Below are 15775 nucleotides of genomic sequence, written 5' to 3' on the forward strand. Positions count from 1 at the left end.
CATTTTTACTATGCGTTGGTTTTAGTGGTTAAGGTGTTATGCGGAACCTTCGGTATTGCATGCCTCACACCTTAACAAGGCGTTAGGTATCTACTCGTCTTTTGATAAATATCATGGTGATATGAACTAAGTTGAACTAATGTCGCGAAAATTTCTTTTCAGGTCATTTAATTTATGAGTACATCGGATTATAAAGGGATATCGGGCTGGCTGGTTTTAGTCGCCTTTGGGTTGGTGGTGTCGCCATTCAGGTTTTACTTCACAACCTTATCAATGTATCCAGGTTTATTTGAAAATGGAACGTGGTACTTACTTACAAGTCCAAATTCTGCTGAATATGTAAGAGGGTTTGGAACCTTGCTTTATTCGGAAATAGTATTCAATCTATTTCTTTTTGTAAGCCTTATTTATCTGAACTTCCTCTTTTTTTCAAAGAAGTCAGATTTTCCTAAAGTATATATAGCTATTTCATTAATAGGACTGTTATTTATTCCTATCAATGCTTACTTTGCTAACCTTCTATTCCCTCAAACACCTCTTTTTGATGGTGAAACTATTAGAAACTTTTTTGTTTCATTGTTATCTGCTTTGATTTGGATTCCTTATATGATCAAATCTAAACGTGTTAAAAACACGTTTATTGAAAATCATAGTCTTCGCAAGACAGTTTTATCAATGATTACATTGTCATGTGTTGTTGCAGTTGGTTATTCTTTTTATCTAAAGCAGGTTAGTTATATACCAGAAACTGTAACTATTGAAGATAGGCTAAATCAACTAACAAACGACATGAATCGAGAATTACCTATTATGCTCGATTCTGAAACTAAACTAGACGCGGTCTATACAGAGTCGAATAACTTACAGTATCGTTATTCTCTTGTAAATTACAGCGTTAGTGACATAGATGCCAATGCTCTGAATAAAAATATGCGCCCTAGTTTATTGCAAACTGCGTGCTCGAACAGTGCCACTTTAACTTTTATGCAAGAAGGTGTCATTGTCTCATATACCTATTATGACAAGTTGGGTAAACTCATAACCTCAATCCAAATTAATAGCTCGGACTGTGTTTAAAGATACCTAACAAACTGTTTAAGAGTGATTCGCAACGCGTGGCATTTTCACTATGCGTTGCGTTTAGTGTTTAAGGTGGTATGCGGACGCGTCGGTATTGCGTTGCTCACACCTTAACAGGGCGTTATGCCACTTTTACTTTACGTCTCATGGATGAGGATAGAATTAGATGCAATATGGGGTTCAGCATCACATAGAAGTTACGGCAAAAGCTGCTGGAGCTGTGATTTTTAATCAGCACAATGAAGTGTTATTGGTTCAAGAGCTAACCGGCTCAAAGAAAGGTCTATGGCATATACCGTCAGGCAGTGTTGAATATACAGAGTTTCCTCAAGAGGCAGCGGTCAGAGAAATTGCAGAAGAAACGGGTTTAGAAGTTGCTTTAGAGAATTACTTAAATACCTATGCAGGACGTTTTGATGATGGTGAATTAGTATTACGTCATGTCTGGGTCACAGAGGTTGAAGACCAAGTCATATTGCCGAAATTCAACGATGAAATAGGTCGTGCAAAGCTCTTTTCGTTAGCTGAAGTGCGGGATTTGTATGCTCAATCGAAGTTGCGGATGCACCATACATTTTTAATGATCAATGATGCTTATGCACAGCGAGAAAAATTGGCATAACAAACTGTTCAAGAGGGATTCGCAACGCGTGGCATTTTCATCATGCGTTGGTTTTAGTGTTTAATGCGGTATGCGGCGACTTCGGTATTGCGTTGCTCACCCCTTAACAGGGCGTTAACTGGCGCAGAAAATATGAAAGCACATTGATACCGTTACTAGGTTCAGAGGTTTAGCGTGTTTGGTCGGTTCCCTTAATTAAGCTAATGCGACTAATTCAATTTGGTACTTAAGTTTTCTCATGAGAAAGGCGGCACAAAGCCTTCTAATAATATAAGGCATTCGCGATTAGTTCGGCGCACTTACATCGCCGAAGTATGGTGTTGTGAGACGCATTTCAAACTAAAGGTAAACGGTAATCTTTTAGTTAAATACATATTTGAGTTAGCTTTACTAATCATTAATTAGGAAAACCAGCTTTGGCTAAAGTGGCTGTAAGATCGGCGAAAACTGAAAGGCGCTCAGTTAACAAACTGTTTAAGAGGGATTCGCAACGCGTGGCATTTTCACTATGCGTTGGTTTAAGTGATTAAGGTGGTATGCGGCGGCTTCGGTATTGCGTTGCTCACCCCTTAACAGGGCGTTATGGCGCAGGGGCAAAATCGGCTAAGGGAGTAATATGAGCAAGCAAGTAATAGTAGCTTTGAAGTGGCTCAAAGGTCTTTTGGAATCAGAGAATATCGAGTATCAAATAGTTGGTGGTTTAGCGGCTACGATTCATGGTGGCAATCGCGAAATTGCAGACATCGATCTCTACATCGAAAATTCTGATGCAAATAAAGTATTATCCCTCGTTTCGCAGTATGTTTCTAAGCCACTAACTCGGTACTCAGAATATGGTTGGGACTTAGAGTATTTTCAGCTCATCTACCGAGATCAAAAAATTGAAATAGGCTTGGCTCACCATACCAAGATCCAATCTTCACTGGACGGTTCGTGGCATCAACTTGAAATCGATTTCTCAAGTTCCGTTACTAAAACTTATCAAGGCATTGAATTGCAAGTTATTCCTGTTCATAGGTTAGTTGAATATAAGCGAATATTGGGTAGGGAAGTAGACCTCATTGACGTTCGGCAGTTAACTTCAAGTTCAGCGCCATAACAAAGCATTTAAGAGTGATTCCTAACGCTTGGCATTTTTCATTTCATCGTTGAGTTCAGTGTTTAAGGTGGTATGGTTGGATTTCGTGGTCGCGTTACTCACACCTTAATGCGGCGTTAGCTGTTTAAGGAAAAAATGAGAAAATACGATAAGCCGCTATTCTGGCTGTATATAAAAACAAGAGACTCGTTGTTGTCATCTTTTAAGGGCTTTCTGGGAATGCTTTTAGTGTTGTTCGGGGCAGCAGTAGTTTTAGGTAATGAATCCCCCGAGAATGTCTGGATTTCGGTGGGAATCATTTTACTAGTATCTAGTCTTCCAGTCTCAATGGGCCTGATGATGGTAAAGCTCAAATTTAAGAGTTTTGCTGGGTCAATACCTACAGCAGAACTAGCGTATTTTTTACAGCACGATGAAGGTGCAAACTTAGATAAAGCTGTGAGAGGTTTATTTTCGTTATGCCTATCTTTTATGATTTACCTTTGGTTTACGATGGTAACTATCGCAGTACTCGGTATGTTGGGAGCAAAGCTCGTGTTGTAAAACACAGCTAACAAACTGTTTAAGAGGGATTCGCAACGCGTGGCATTTTCACTATGCGTTGGTTTTAGTGTTTAAGGCGGTATGCGGCGGCTTAGGTATTGCGTTGCTCACCCCTTAACAGGGCGTTATGTGCTTGGAGATCAAATGATAAAACAGCCTCCTTACAAAGTTGAGTTTGGTCAATCAGGAGAAGTCCCTCCGGCGCACGTTGTTGCCATAGATAATACCTCAATAAAGTTAAGCAATAGCAGTCGAGATGGTGATACTGGCGGTCGTATTGATGAGCTTGATCTCAATGGTGGGATTCAATCAAAGGAAACCAAACAGATGATGCTTGAGCTCAATAAGCAGGGTTTTGTGTTTGCTTACGATGATAAAGCTTATATTTCACCTAGCCATTTTATGAAGCAACTTTTATTGAGCGGTGACCTAAGAACATCATTCAAAGAAATTAGTTGGTCAAGTCCAAAGCAATGGTGTCTTACAGAGTATGAATTTGAGCAACGCACATAACAAACTGTTCAAGAGGGATTCGCAACGCGTGGCATTTTCACTATGCGTTGGTTTTAGTGTTTAAGGTGGTATGCGGCAGCTTCGGTATTGCGTTGCTCACCCCTTAACAGGGCGTTATATGCCTGTCACGGCTATCAGTACCTATAAAGTTGATAAATAAATGAAATTCACTGTTGAGAAAAAAGAAGACTTGGCAATGGCTGCACTCACTTTACTGGAGGGCGTTCCTAGAGTTAAGGAAGTTTCAGTAAAGAAAAACCTGTATGTGAGGAACAAAGCACCCACTAAAGATAAGCTTTTAGAAACTATGAAAAGGGTTTGTAGTGATGAGGAGATTAGCGAGGCTACTTTTCTAAATCAGTTTCAGTGCAGTCAAAGAGAGCTAATTTCCCGCGAAGTAGAAGATCTCATCAAGTGCTATATGAGAGTTAAAAATGCCATAGAGGCTATGGATGTTGCAGAGGAACTTCAATTAAGTAATAGCAGTTGGTATTATGAGTGAATAAGCATATAACAAAGCATTTAAGAGTGATTCGCAACGCTTGGCAGTTTCGCTTCGCTCAAGTATAGCCAAGCGTCGCTCACACCTTAATGCGGCGTTATATTTTTAGGAGAGTTTTGTGCAAATTAATAATACTTTTCGGCTTCAGGTTGAAGAAGCATTGTGTAAAACGCAGTTCAGTTTAGAAGATTTTGAAATCAAATATCCATCTTATGGTGTTCTTGTCTCCATAGAATTTTTGCATCATAAAGGGTTCAAAATATCCTTAGAAGAAATCGAATATGAAGAAACATTACAACTTCATAGAAACAGTACGGCACAATTGGTTGCAGCAATGGCTAGCACAAGATATGGGGAACCCGAAACTAAAACAGTTACACGCACTAAGTTTGTTTCAACAGAGTCCCCAGGAGAAGTAAAGGCTACTGACGCGGTATCACTAACTTATTTGACTGGTTTTCTTGAAAGGTTAGCACCATGGACACGGCATATTGAGAATGAGTTATCGTCTCTCTATAGCCAGCCTGAAGATGTTGACAGTGACATAGAAAATCAAATTGAAGCTATTTTCCCCAAAGAGATTGTCGAGCCTAATAGTAAGTTTTCTGATAAAGAAGTTAAGGAGTTAAAAACAAGCCTTAATGAACTTTATAAAAGGGTTGAGGAGCTTCAGGAGCAATGTAATATTTCTCAAGCTAAGCTAGATTCACTGCGTTCAGCAATTGATAAGGCTAGTGAAAGTGCTCCTAAATATCCTAAAGCAATGTGGTTAAAGTTGAACAAAGGTAAAATCAAAGAGACATTAGTTAAAATTGTTAAGTCTGAAGAGGGGCGACAGTTTTTGCTAAAAGTAGTTGAGAAAATCGCGTTGACTTAAAAATATAACAATCTGTTTAAGAGTGATTCGCAACGCTTGGCATTTTTACTATGCGTTGCGTCTAGTGTTTAAGGTGATATGCGGCGGCTTTAGTATTGCGTTGCTCACACCTTAACAGGGCGTTATGTTTCTTAGTCGCGTGTAGAAAACTATAGTTAATATTCAGATGCTTATTGTGGGAAAAGAGAGTTCATGGATGTGTATTCGTTACTAGCATTTGCGGCTTTTCTAGTGCTCATATCTTCGATGATAGTGCTCCTTGGGAGTAGTATTTCCCTCGGATTGCAGATGAAAAGAATAGACCCGAGTAGATATAAAGCGATCTACTTTTTGTTTGTTCCTTTTTCTAGTGCGCTTCTCTTTAATTACGTAAGAAGTAGCGAAAATATCTCGAAGTATCCTGAAAGTAGCTCTTGGTTGTTTACTGTCATTCGATATTCTATGGTGTCACTCTTCATATCCTTTGTTTTTATGGGATTTTCTGCTTTTTTAGCAGCAGGTAAAAGCTAAGTTTTTAGCCGGTAAAACTGTTCTGCTCATTTACGGTAACGTACTGGCGGGTGGTAATAAACATAACAAATTGTTCAAGAGTGATTCGGCACGCGTGGCATTTTTACTATGCGTTGATTTTAGTGGTTAAGGTGTTATGCGGGAGCTTAGGTATTGCGTGCCTCACACCTTAACAAGGCGTTAGGGCTCCTAATGGAGCCCTAGGTTTAGGAAAGGGTAATGGAAATTACAGTGCTGGTACCGAATACATATTTAGCAATTGATTCAAGAGTGTCTAAGTACTCTGGTGCATAAGGGCTTTCTATCACAGACAGGTAAAATCCCATGCTCAAGGTTATTAGAATCACAGTTGCTATCACAATAACTATCATTAACGGCAGGTGTTTAACCTTTGGCATAAACCACCTCATATCGTCATTTAGATTGAACTGCAAACAACCAATAGGTTATCTGCACCAAAATCTCAGCTTTTCATCTGAGTGACGCATGGTTTTGTTTACTGCAACCGATAATCATTCTGTGGCGCATAGTTATTCGTTCTATTACAACTGATTCCATTGAGAGCACAGTTTTGTCTAGCCTTTCACCAATTATCATCTTGATGGCGCACGGTTTTAATATTAATTAAACCAATAATCTTGGCGTAAAAACATATCAGTAAATTTAGTTGTAGGTCAACTGTTTGTGAGCGTGTAAATGTATATCGTGATAGAGTGTCGAGGGTCACAGAACCCTAACAAACTGTTCAAGAGGGATTCGCAACGCGTGGCATTTTCACTATGCGTTGGTTTAAGTGTTTAAGGTGGTATGCGGCGACTTCGGTATTGCGTTGCTCACCCCTTAACAGGGCGTTATGTGCGAGGAGGAAAAATGGAATATTTTCAGTACTATGGAATCGACTGGATTGCAATGGTACTAACGTTTCTTGCTATTTGGCAAATTGGAAATAAGAACAAAATTGGGTTCATTTTAATGATGTGCGGCAACACTAGTTGGGTAGCAGTTGGTTATCTCACTGGTAGTGTGGCAATGATAATCGCAAATATCATCTTTTTTTCAATGAATCTTAGAGCAATCATCAAATGGTCGACACCAGAGAAAGAGCCAAAAGTAAGCGTTGCTGAGCAGTCATCTACAAGTTGAAAGTTCGCACATAACAAGGCGTTTAAGACAGATTCCCAACGCTTGGCGTTTTACATTCAAAGTTGGGTTAAGTGTTTACGGTGTATAGGTTTAGGTTAGGTGGTTGGCGTTGCTCACTACTTAACGCGGCGTTATGTGTCAGAGATGTTCCCATTAAAATGGAGAGTAATGCTATGCGATTTATATATGTCATGGATCCTATGTGTGCTTGGTGTTTTGCCTTTCAACCTGAGTTGGAACAATTCTTGGCACAACATCCTACGGCAGAGGTTGACTGGATAATGGGTGGTCTAGCTCCTGATAATGATGAGCCTATGGATGATAATCTGAAGCAAACAATTTCTTCTTATTGGTATCAAATCGAGAAGGTATCTCACGTAACTTTTAATCATAGTTACTGGGAGTTGAACATACCTTATCGTTCAACATATCAAGCTTGTAGGGCAGTAATATCAGCTGAGAACATGGTAGAAAGTAGCTCTGAGAACATGGTTAAGGCTATCCAATCAGCTTATTACTTTGAAGCTAAAAATCCGTCGTTGAATCAAACATTGATTGACTGCGCTAAGTCGCTCAATTTAAGTGAAAGTCAGTTTGCACTAAAATTGAAATCGAAAGAAATAGAGCGGCAGTTTCAGGATCATTTACATATAACAGGTCGTTTACAAGTAAGTGGTTTCCCTGCTCTTTTCTATGTCTCAGAAAGTAATCAGGCTTATCCTTTAGCACTTGGATATTGCAAGTCAGAGGAGCTTTCTAAGCGATTTACCCACGTAAACACATAACAAAGCGTTTAAGAGGGATTCTCAACGCTTGGCAGTGTTGGTCCAAAACTTAGCGTTTGTGTTTATGGCACAATGGTTTAAGTTGGGTGGTATAGCGTTGTTCACCCCTTAACGCGGCGTTATAACCTTAGAGGGAAAAATGGAACTTAGAGTATTTGAAAAGGAAGATCATGACCTGCTTATCGGTTGGATCGACTCGGATAAATTGAATTATCAATGGGGTGGTCCAAACTTTGAGTTTCCATTGGATTCAGTGCAAATTTCTAAACACTGTTCCCAAGAGCAAGTGTTTCCGTTTATCTTTGTTGTCTCAGGTCAGAACGCTGGCTATGTTGAACTATTCAAAGTTTCAGATTCGCACTTTAGGATTTGCCGCGTATTTGTTTCAGACAGCTTTCGTGGAAAGGGCATTTCAAAGCGTATGCTTGGTCAATTAGTCGATCTAGCAAAAGAAAAATACAGCGCTAGCTTACTATCACTAGCTGTATTTGAACGAAACATAGTTGCGAGAAATTGCTATGAATCGCTTGGTTTTACCGTTATAGCGCATGAAAATGGCTCTCGTTCTTTCGACGGTGAGGTTTGGGGTCTTTTACGTTTGGAAAGACGGTTATAACAAAGCATTTAAGAGTGATTCCCAACGCTTGGCATTTCCAGTTCAAGGTTGGGTTTTGTGTTTACGGTGTAATGGTTTAGGTTCGGTGGTAGCGTTGCTCACACCTTAATGCGGCGTTATGCCAACCAAGTAAGTTCAGTAGAAGGTAAGCATATGAAGCAAAATATTATCCATATTGCGTTAGTCGTAAGAGACTACGATGAAGCGATAGATTTTTACGTAAATAAACTTCAATTTGAGCTTATCGAAGACACTTACCAACCTGAACAAGATAAGCGTTGGGTTGTGGTTGCTCCACCAAATTCACATGGTGTTACTTTGTTGCTCGCAAGAGCTTCGAAACCAGAGCAATTGGATTTCATTGGTAATCAAGCAGGTGGTAGAGTATTTCTCTTCTTGAACACGGATGATTTCTGGCGCGACTACGAGCGTATGAAGTCGATAGGAATCGAATTTGTGCGTTCGCCTAAAGAGCAGGATTACGGCACAGTAGCTGTATTCAAAGATTTATATGGCAATCTTTGGGATTTACTTCAGTTGAATCCAGAGCATCCAATGGCGAAAAGGTAGGCATAACAAACAGTTCAAGAGGGACTCAGCACGCGTGGCATTTTTGGTATGCGTTGATTTAAGTGTTGAAGTGCTATGCAGCGGCTTGGTCATTGCGTGCTTCGCCCCTTAACTGGGCGTTATGTGCTATCGAAAAAAGGAGATATTGAGTATGAACTCATCGTTAAGTGTACCAACTGACGACCCTTATAAGTTAATGGCAATTGTTGGCGCCGTTGTTTTCGTATTCAGTCTTTATTTCTTACTTAGCCAAACTTACACATACAACGATATTGTCTTCCAAGCCGCTGAGAAAATTTCAATTATTGAAGCTCAAGATGACTTGCCTGATAGTGTTAAAGAAGACCGTATTTCTATTGAAAATAGGAAAATAGAGATTGTGAGTAAAGATAGGAAATATTTCCCTTATCTTTGCGGTGTAATTGCTGCCTTGGGTGGGCTGCTGTGTGGTATTGGGTTCAGGCACTGGATATTTGAAGTTTATCCAGACGAAGAAGCAATACGGAAAGAACAGTTGAAAAGTTTACGTTTTGCCAATAGGACAGCATCAAGAGTTAAGCTGGGAAAACGCACATAACAAAGCGTTTAAGGCAGATTCGCAACGCGTGGCATTTTTGGTTTAATTGGCTTCAGTGTTTACGGCACAATGGTTTAGGTTCAGTGGTAGCGTTGCTCACTACTTAACGCGGCGTTATGTGCTTTCGGAGAAAACGATGAATAAGTGTCTAATCATCATATTAGCTAGTCTTTCATTTGGTGCTCTTGCTGAAGAAGAGTCCATTGACTGTAATAATGCGATGACCACAATCGAGATAAACCAATGTGCTGCTATTGAACTAGAGTCAGCACAAGTTAAATTAGATAAATATCTAAACACTAGCTTTGAGCACAACGCTCATGACCCAGAACTGATTGCAGCAATTAAGCTTGCTCAACAGGATTGGCAAGCATATATGTCCTCTCACTGTGACTCGGTTTATACGCAATGGCGTGATGGAACTATTCGTGGAATTATGGCGATATCGTGCAAAACTAAGTTAACTAAGCAAAGAACGCACGAGTTATGGGAAAATTTTTTAACTTACATGGACAGTACACCACCAGTTTTACCGGAGCCAAGTGTGGAGTAGCTTTCAACCACGCACATAACAAACTGTTCAAGAGGGATTCGCAACGTGTGGCATTTTTACTATGCGTTGGTTTTAGTGATTAAGGTGGTATGCGGCGGTTTTGGTATTGCGTTGCTCACCCCTTAACAGGGCGTTATATGCACGGGAGAGTCCAGTGAAATCAAGGGTTCAAAATAGAGAAATCAAAGTGTGTCCTGTAGTTTTTCGTAACTCAGGTAATGCTCGTGAATTGCTCCTGTTTGAACATCCTCTAGCTAACGTGCAGTTAGTTAAAGGGACATTAGAGTTAACAGATGACTCATTTGAAAGTGCCGCTTTAAGGGAACTTAAAGAAGAATCTGGCATTTCAAAAGTCTTAAATACCAAATATCTCGGTAGCTGGGAAAGCGGTTTTCAAAATCAACAGTGGCACTTTGTACTCTGTGATATAGCGGAAAAACTGCCGAATAACTGGAGTTTTTACACACACGATGACGGTGGGCATGAGTTCCATTTTTTCTGGTATAAAGTAGGTACAAAACCTGACTTTAAGTGCCACAAAATGTTCTCTGATGCCATTAAGCAAGTAGAAAAACTGTGCATATAACAAGTTGTTCAAGAGGGATTCACAACGCGTGGCATTTTTACTATGCGTTGGTTTTAGTGTTTAAGGCGGTATGCAGCAGCTAAGGTATTGCGTTGTTCACCCCTTAACAAGGCGTTATGTGTTCCGAACGGAGAGAGGAAATAATGACAAAGAGAACACTGGTTTTACTCTATCCGGGGGCTATTTCCTATGAAGTAATGTACGCGATAGAGTGTTTAGGAGCGTATGGGAGAGTTGATATCACCACCCCAGAGAACCACAATCATACCGATTCCACAGGTCTAAGAATTTGCCCCACTGTTAACTTTGAGGACATATGTATTGCGGACTATCAAGCTCTTCTGATCCCTGGAGGAAATCCCGATTCAATAATGGGAAGCGACCCAATTGCTAGTTTCATACAGAAAGCCTATGAATCATCACTAGTTATTGGTGGCATATGCGCGGGAGTATTAGTCTTAGCAAGAGCTGGCATCCTAAAGGGCGTTAAAATTACCCATAATTATACGGAAAAATATGCCCCAGAATCTTCGGTACTGCTCACTCGACCATATTGGGAGGGGGCTATCTATGAAGAGTCGTTGGTTCAAGTCGACAAGCGTATAGTGACAGCGATGCCCAATGGGTACGTTGATTTTGGGTTAGCGGTGGCTGAAGCCCTAGAGTTGCTAGATCGTAAGCAAAAACAGTTTATTCTGAGCTATCACAAGCAAGGTGCTCATTAAACACATAACAAATTGTTCAAGAGTGATTCGGCACGCGTGGCATTTTTACTATGCGTCAGGTTTAGTGGTTAAGGTGGTATGCGGAGGCTTAGGTATTGCGTGCCTCACACCTTAACAAGGCGTTATGTTGTCAAAGATTAAGTATGAAGACTTTAATATTATTTATAGCGGCATTATTGTCTGGCTGTGCTGGTTTAATTGAAAGTGCTAGTTCCCCAAATTATCGAGAACACAAAGCTCGGGACAGTGTATCGCCTAGGAATCATAAAGGTTCAAGGAAAAACAAATTAGTCGGTACTGTTGTACTCACGTTTAATATTAATAGTCAGGGTGATGTGATTGACATAATGGTTACTGATTCTGTACCTAAAGGAGTATTCGATGCTGAAGCTGTGCGAATATTATCAAAACGGAAGTATGCGCCTTCCGAAAAAGGGGAAACTGGCCCTAAAAAAGCTAAGTTCGAGTTTAAAATTTGACACATAACAAACTGCTTAAGAGGGATTCGCAACGCGTGGCATTTTTGCTATGCGTTGATTTTAGTGCTTAAGGTGGTATGCGGCGGCTTTTGTATTGCGTTGCTCACCCCTTAGCAGGGCGTTAGGCATTCCTCTGGTTATTAGATTGAATTTAGATGGACATGAAAAACACAAAATTGAACATGAATTATAAAACTCCGATTTTCCACGGCACAACAGCACCTGGGATAACGAAATTTAAGTTAGGCATTAAAAATAGAGGAGAAACGGTTGAGCCTATAGATGCTATTTGGTTTGGGACATGGTATGAAGGTGCAAAATACCATGCAACTATGGTATCTGGGCCTAAAAGAAAGGTTAAGTTTGTTTATGTTTACAAGTGTAATTTGGATAAATCTTGCGTCATTGCAGATACAAAACGAACGAGAATCCCTCCACGGAATTTTAAAAAGTTAGTAGATATGTATATGCCTTGGTATATGAGACTTGCTTATAAGATGGGTGGCAAAGTACGTAGAAAACTTGTGCCGAATTACCAAACATGGTTTCAGTATGTGTATAAAGTATCGAGACCTTTAGTGAAATCTCCGAGGCCAGAGGACTCAATGAACGCTGTTATAGAGGTGTGCAAATCAATTGGGATTGATGTTTTAGTACACCCCAATACAATTCCTGATGGTTCAGTGCTAAAGTACTTTGATGAAGGTACATATGGTAAAGCAATGTTGGTTTTAAACTGCGATAAAGTAACACCAAATCTTCAATACAAGCTAACTTCTGCCTAACAAAGCATTTAAGAGTGATTCGCAACGCTTGGCGCTTTCGCTTCGCTCAAGTATAGCCAAGCGTCGCTCACACCTTAATGCGGCGTTAGTACGGGGTTGGCACCAAAGGTCATAAGTTTCGGTGTTTATCTGTTTTGGTGTTCGTATTTACATCTTACAGTTTGTACCTTTCACGTTCTTTCCGGTGGCACTATATGCGGTGTGTTCGCTTTGATTTCACCGTTTACGGTTTCCAACTCTTAGCCTATTTCTTTGGTGCTTCTTCTCTTTCGTGGTTTTTACTAAGTCAGAATTGTCTTTCTTTGGTGTTGCCGTCGAAGTGCGAGGAACGAATCCTTTTCTAATTTGAAGCCAGTAAAAGTAGGGCAGTTCAGTGCGTTTTTCTTCTAGCCAACTTTCGTCTCTCAATACGGTAAAGTTTTGTAGCTGCCCGTCTCACTTCAGTGTTCAAAGCCTTTCATATCATCTCAATTTTCAATATCTTGGAGCGCATAAATAGAAGTAGCGCATGTACTAACAAATTGCTTAAGAGTGATTCGTAACGCGTGGCATTTTTACTTTGCGGTGGTTTATGTGATTAAGGCGCTGTGCGGTAGCTTTTGTATTGCGTTACTCACACCTTAGCAAGGCGTTATGCATTTTCTCAAATTTATCCCTCAGAGAGGTAATAAGAGTGGCACAAGGTATTATTTCAGATAATTGGTCCCTTCAAGACATTTCTAGTTTGTTTGTATATGGTATGGAGAAGTCATTTGCAGATGAGATTGTCATCTCAAATGGTGAGCATAGCTATAAAGAAGTTAGTTATGCATCAATTCAAACAGAAGCTTTGTTTGACTTTCTAACTGACTTAGTTTTGAGAGACGAGATATTAGTTGAGGCTAAATTTGAGCATGCATGGATGCAAACAAGCAGTCCGATATTAGCTGCCAAAAATTTAGGTGTTGTTCGGAGTTATCCCTTTTTAGACGAACCTCATAAACTAGTTGAACCAAGAAACCGTATTATTGAGCACATGAGCTCAACGGAGTCTTTGAAGCTAGCTCATAGAGAAAATGTATCGAGCTGGAGAGAAACCCAAAGGGCTCAGCATCCGCTTTTATCACAGACAATGTGGGGTGGTGCAGGAATGTGCGCTAGAAGCTTTGTTTATGAAAAAAGCTATACTCCACACCCCCTCAGAAAGAGGTTTTTTGTCAACTCAGGGTTTATGTTGCCTGCGAATGACGCTCTGCATCAACTTACCTCATTTTTAAACGATGAACAGTTGAAAGTGTCAAAAAAAGCATATGGAACAGATTCATTGTATTCACTATTTGTAAATATGCCTGCTATTCCTATTAGAGTCATTCAGGATGCTTCATCACCTAGTCAACTTATTGATGTCGCACTACAGATGAGACAAGATTTTGCAAAATTAAGAGAGTGGTTAAAGTTGTTCCAGAAAGCACTATCTGAGGACAATTTACAGGATATTACGAACTATCGTAGACAATTAGATTCTATTTCTGAGTATGTGAATTCTAAAATAGGGCTAGGCTCTGCTCAAAAACCTGTAACTATGGAAGCAGGCCTGGGAATTTTTAAAATGGTTACGCAGGCTAATCCGATAAATACCCTTAAAAACCAATTCGGCGTCCGTGCTACTTTGAATAGCTTAATTTTTGGGTCTAATGGTAAACAAGAAATCAAAAAGTTTATCGAAATGTTTGAGCAAAGAGGAACTGCTGTCGGGTACGATATCGAGCAGCATTTCACAAAAAATGCATAACAAACTGTTTAAGAGTGATTCGCAACGCGTGGTATTTTTACTATGCGTTGAATTTAGTGATTAAGGTGGTATGCGGCGGCATAGGTATTGCGTTGCTCACACCTTAACAGGGCGTTAGGGCTATGAGTCTGGATATTCATACATAAGGTTAGAAATGTGTAAAAAAAAAGGTCTTGCGTTCTCAATCGGTAACTCAGTTAAATGTTAAGTTCCAGCAGATTCAATGCACAGCGAAGAAGAAAACAGTGGTAACAAGTACTCTTGATACAACGAAGAAGTATGACTTGGACAGAGTTTTGTTCGACATCAGTGCAGGGACATTAAGCCCTCTGAGTAAATCTTATGCCACTCTACCTTTTGAAAGTTTTGCAAAATATTTTTGGGGCTTTGAATATTCAACTACTGAGCTTAGAGCATATACTTCTCAAACGAACTTAAATTTAGACTTAGTGTTATTGCATAGCAAACAAAAAGTTTTAACTAAACCGTTAATTATTGAAAATACATCGCAGCAAACGGCCATATTAGATGGAGTGCATCGTATACTTGGGTTTGTTGTAGCTGGAGCCCAATCATTTAGCGGTGATATGCTTACGGAAAAACAGCTGCAGCCGTACGAAATATAGCCCTAACAAAGCATTTAAGAGTGATTCGCAACGCTTGGCAGTTTCGCTTCGCTCAAGTATAGCCAAGCGTCGCTCACACCTTAATGCGGCGTTATGTTTCACTTTGATTTAGAAGAAATAAAAGGTTTCTTGGCGTTTATTTCTTTGGTCTCTTTGGGCATTCTTTCGAGTTGTCTCAGCAATTCAATATTGTCTGCCCAAGTTCATGAATCCCTCAAACACAATCACTCTTCAAAGTTGGTGGGTTGCTTCGACTTGAAATCGCGTCTGCGTGTTGAAAATTGGGGTGGCTTAAAATCGCTTCGATTATATTTCCCAATTAGCAAATCGGCAGTGGGGTTTTCGGCAATTTGAGTTTTGTTTTCGCTGTTTTGAAAGGGATGTCATCACTTGCTGAAAGTCATCAAAGTCGCCTCAATCAAATTCCCGAGAATTACACGTTTTGTATTTATCTCTTTTGTCGGATTATTCCACAACATCGTGTGACGCAAGTTAAACAATTTCTTATGCAATTCAGTTCTTTGCCATGTGAGCGAGTCAGTTGTGGTAAAACATAACAAACTGTTCAAGCAGATTCGGCACGCGTGGCATTTTTGGTTTGCAGTAAGTTTTGTGTTTACGGAGTAGTGCAGAAGCGTTTGTATAGCGTGCCTCACTACTTAACAGGGCGTTATACGAATAGAGGGGAATTATGTACAAAAATACTGATTTTAACTTGGATTCAAAAGAGTTCAGTTTTAAGAAAGACTCATATCCTTTGTCTAAGATAAACAATGTTAGGGTTAAAAAGTTAAGTTTTCTTGATAATTTAGG

At 39.9% G+C, this 15775-nt stretch carries 19 protein-coding genes; all 19 read left to right on the top strand.

The features are described from left to right. The first annotated feature begins 174 nt into the window (after window positions 1–174). Window positions 175–1077: a DUF2569 domain-containing protein gene (locus tag R7Q47_RS22165; protein ID WP_005462147.1), complete on the top strand. Its 903-nt coding sequence runs from the start codon at window positions 175–177 to the stop codon at window positions 1075–1077. 169 nt (window positions 1078–1246) lie between these two features. Further along, entirely contained in the window at window positions 1247–1702 is a 456-nt protein-coding gene (locus R7Q47_RS22170; protein ID WP_248486782.1) for an NUDIX domain-containing protein, read from the top strand. A gap of 616 nt (window positions 1703–2318) precedes the next feature. After that, window positions 2319–2801 (top strand): nucleotidyltransferase domain-containing protein, encoded by a 483-nt coding sequence (locus R7Q47_RS22175; protein ID WP_213885666.1) that lies wholly within the window; start codon window positions 2319–2321, stop codon window positions 2799–2801. Between the two features lie 135 nt (window positions 2802–2936). Then, window positions 2937–3344 carry a hypothetical protein gene (locus tag R7Q47_RS22180; RefSeq protein WP_171345237.1) on the top strand — a complete coding sequence of 136 codons (408 nt, stop codon included), beginning with the start codon at window positions 2937–2939 and terminating at the stop codon, window positions 3342–3344. 144 nt (window positions 3345–3488) lie between these two features. Beyond that, a complete protein-coding gene (locus R7Q47_RS22185) occupies window positions 3489–3857 on the top strand; it encodes a hypothetical protein (protein WP_009696426.1) in 369 nt (122 codons plus the stop codon). A gap of 160 nt (window positions 3858–4017) precedes the next feature. Next, window positions 4018–4359: a hypothetical protein gene (locus tag R7Q47_RS22190; protein ID WP_213963136.1), complete on the top strand. Its 342-nt coding sequence runs from the start codon at window positions 4018–4020 to the stop codon at window positions 4357–4359. Window positions 4360–4477: 118 nt separating this feature from the next. After that, on the top strand, window positions 4478–5236 hold the full coding sequence (locus R7Q47_RS22195) for a hypothetical protein (protein ID WP_248486780.1): 759 nt from the start codon (window positions 4478–4480) through the stop codon (window positions 5234–5236). Window positions 5237–6616: 1380 nt separating this feature from the next. Next, window positions 6617–6889, top strand: coding sequence for a nicotinamide mononucleotide transporter (locus tag R7Q47_RS22200; protein ID WP_213963070.1), 273 nt, complete (start codon window positions 6617–6619; stop codon window positions 6887–6889). Between the two features lie 173 nt (window positions 6890–7062). Further along, a complete protein-coding gene (locus R7Q47_RS22205; RefSeq protein ID WP_213963069.1) occupies window positions 7063–7674 on the top strand; it encodes a DsbA family protein in 612 nt (203 codons plus the stop codon). Window positions 7675–7813: 139 nt separating this feature from the next. Further along, window positions 7814–8290, top strand: coding sequence for a GNAT family N-acetyltransferase (locus tag R7Q47_RS22210; protein WP_054730962.1), 477 nt, complete (start codon window positions 7814–7816; stop codon window positions 8288–8290). 153 nt (window positions 8291–8443) lie between these two features. After that, a complete protein-coding gene (locus R7Q47_RS22215) occupies window positions 8444–8860 on the top strand; it encodes a VOC family protein (RefSeq protein WP_031846305.1) in 417 nt (138 codons plus the stop codon). 151 nt (window positions 8861–9011) lie between these two features. Beyond that, window positions 9012–9437, top strand: a complete 426-nt coding sequence (locus R7Q47_RS22220) for a hypothetical protein (protein WP_213963068.1) — start codon at window positions 9012–9014, stop codon at window positions 9435–9437. A 136-nt stretch (window positions 9438–9573) separates the two neighbouring features. After that, window positions 9574–9990 carry a lysozyme inhibitor LprI family protein gene (locus R7Q47_RS22225; RefSeq protein ID WP_149192373.1) on the top strand — a complete coding sequence of 139 codons (417 nt, stop codon included), beginning with the start codon at window positions 9574–9576 and terminating at the stop codon, window positions 9988–9990. Window positions 9991–10144: 154 nt separating this feature from the next. Continuing rightward, window positions 10145–10576 (top strand): NUDIX hydrolase, encoded by a 432-nt coding sequence (locus R7Q47_RS22230; protein ID WP_213963067.1) that lies wholly within the window; start codon window positions 10145–10147, stop codon window positions 10574–10576. Window positions 10577–10719: 143 nt separating this feature from the next. Then, window positions 10720–11301 (top strand): DJ-1/PfpI family protein, encoded by a 582-nt coding sequence (locus R7Q47_RS22240; protein ID WP_213963066.1) that lies wholly within the window; start codon window positions 10720–10722, stop codon window positions 11299–11301. 143 nt (window positions 11302–11444) lie between these two features. Beyond that, window positions 11445–11780, top strand: coding sequence for an energy transducer TonB (locus tag R7Q47_RS22245; protein WP_213963072.1), 336 nt, complete (start codon window positions 11445–11447; stop codon window positions 11778–11780). 155 nt (window positions 11781–11935) lie between these two features. Further along, window positions 11936–12565: a hypothetical protein gene (locus R7Q47_RS22250; protein WP_213963071.1), complete on the top strand. Its 630-nt coding sequence runs from the start codon at window positions 11936–11938 to the stop codon at window positions 12563–12565. A gap of 673 nt (window positions 12566–13238) precedes the next feature. Then, window positions 13239–14336: a hypothetical protein gene (locus R7Q47_RS22255; RefSeq protein ID WP_237304795.1), complete on the top strand. Its 1098-nt coding sequence runs from the start codon at window positions 13239–13241 to the stop codon at window positions 14334–14336. A gap of 245 nt (window positions 14337–14581) precedes the next feature. Further along, complete coding sequence (locus R7Q47_RS22260; RefSeq protein WP_318089384.1) at window positions 14582–14962, top strand: hypothetical protein; 381 nt, start codon at window positions 14582–14584, stop codon at window positions 14960–14962. Window positions 14963–15775: the final 813 nt, after the last annotated feature.

The organism is Vibrio sp. Vb0349, assembly GCF_033338975.1.

Bases quoted from the DNA above. Each gene is read 5' to 3' on its own strand.
- R7Q47_RS22165 (WP_005462147.1), top strand. From the start codon at position 175: ATGAGTACATCGGATTATAAAGGGATATCGGGCTGGCTGGTTTTAGTC.
- R7Q47_RS22170 (WP_248486782.1), top strand. From the start codon at position 1,247: ATGCAATATGGGGTTCAGCATCACATAGAAGTTACGGCAAAAGCTGCT.
- R7Q47_RS22175 (WP_213885666.1), top strand. From the start codon at position 2,319: ATGAGCAAGCAAGTAATAGTAGCTTTGAAGTGGCTCAAAGGTCTTTTG.
- R7Q47_RS22180 (WP_171345237.1), top strand. From the start codon at position 2,937: ATGAGAAAATACGATAAGCCGCTATTCTGGCTGTATATAAAAACAAGA.
- R7Q47_RS22185 (WP_009696426.1), top strand. From the start codon at position 3,489: ATGATAAAACAGCCTCCTTACAAAGTTGAGTTTGGTCAATCAGGAGAA.
- R7Q47_RS22190 (WP_213963136.1), top strand. From the start codon at position 4,018: ATGAAATTCACTGTTGAGAAAAAAGAAGACTTGGCAATGGCTGCACTC.
- R7Q47_RS22200 (WP_213963070.1), top strand. From the start codon at position 6,617: ATGGAATATTTTCAGTACTATGGAATCGACTGGATTGCAATGGTACTA.
- R7Q47_RS22205 (WP_213963069.1), top strand. From the start codon at position 7,063: ATGCGATTTATATATGTCATGGATCCTATGTGTGCTTGGTGTTTTGCC.
- R7Q47_RS22210 (WP_054730962.1), top strand. From the start codon at position 7,814: ATGGAACTTAGAGTATTTGAAAAGGAAGATCATGACCTGCTTATCGGT.
- R7Q47_RS22215 (WP_031846305.1), top strand. From the start codon at position 8,444: ATGAAGCAAAATATTATCCATATTGCGTTAGTCGTAAGAGACTACGAT.
- R7Q47_RS22220 (WP_213963068.1), top strand. From the start codon at position 9,012: ATGAACTCATCGTTAAGTGTACCAACTGACGACCCTTATAAGTTAATG.
- R7Q47_RS22225 (WP_149192373.1), top strand. From the start codon at position 9,574: ATGAATAAGTGTCTAATCATCATATTAGCTAGTCTTTCATTTGGTGCT.
- R7Q47_RS22240 (WP_213963066.1), top strand. From the start codon at position 10,720: ATGACAAAGAGAACACTGGTTTTACTCTATCCGGGGGCTATTTCCTAT.
- R7Q47_RS22245 (WP_213963072.1), top strand. From the start codon at position 11,445: ATGAAGACTTTAATATTATTTATAGCGGCATTATTGTCTGGCTGTGCT.
- R7Q47_RS22250 (WP_213963071.1), top strand. From the start codon at position 11,936: ATGGACATGAAAAACACAAAATTGAACATGAATTATAAAACTCCGATT.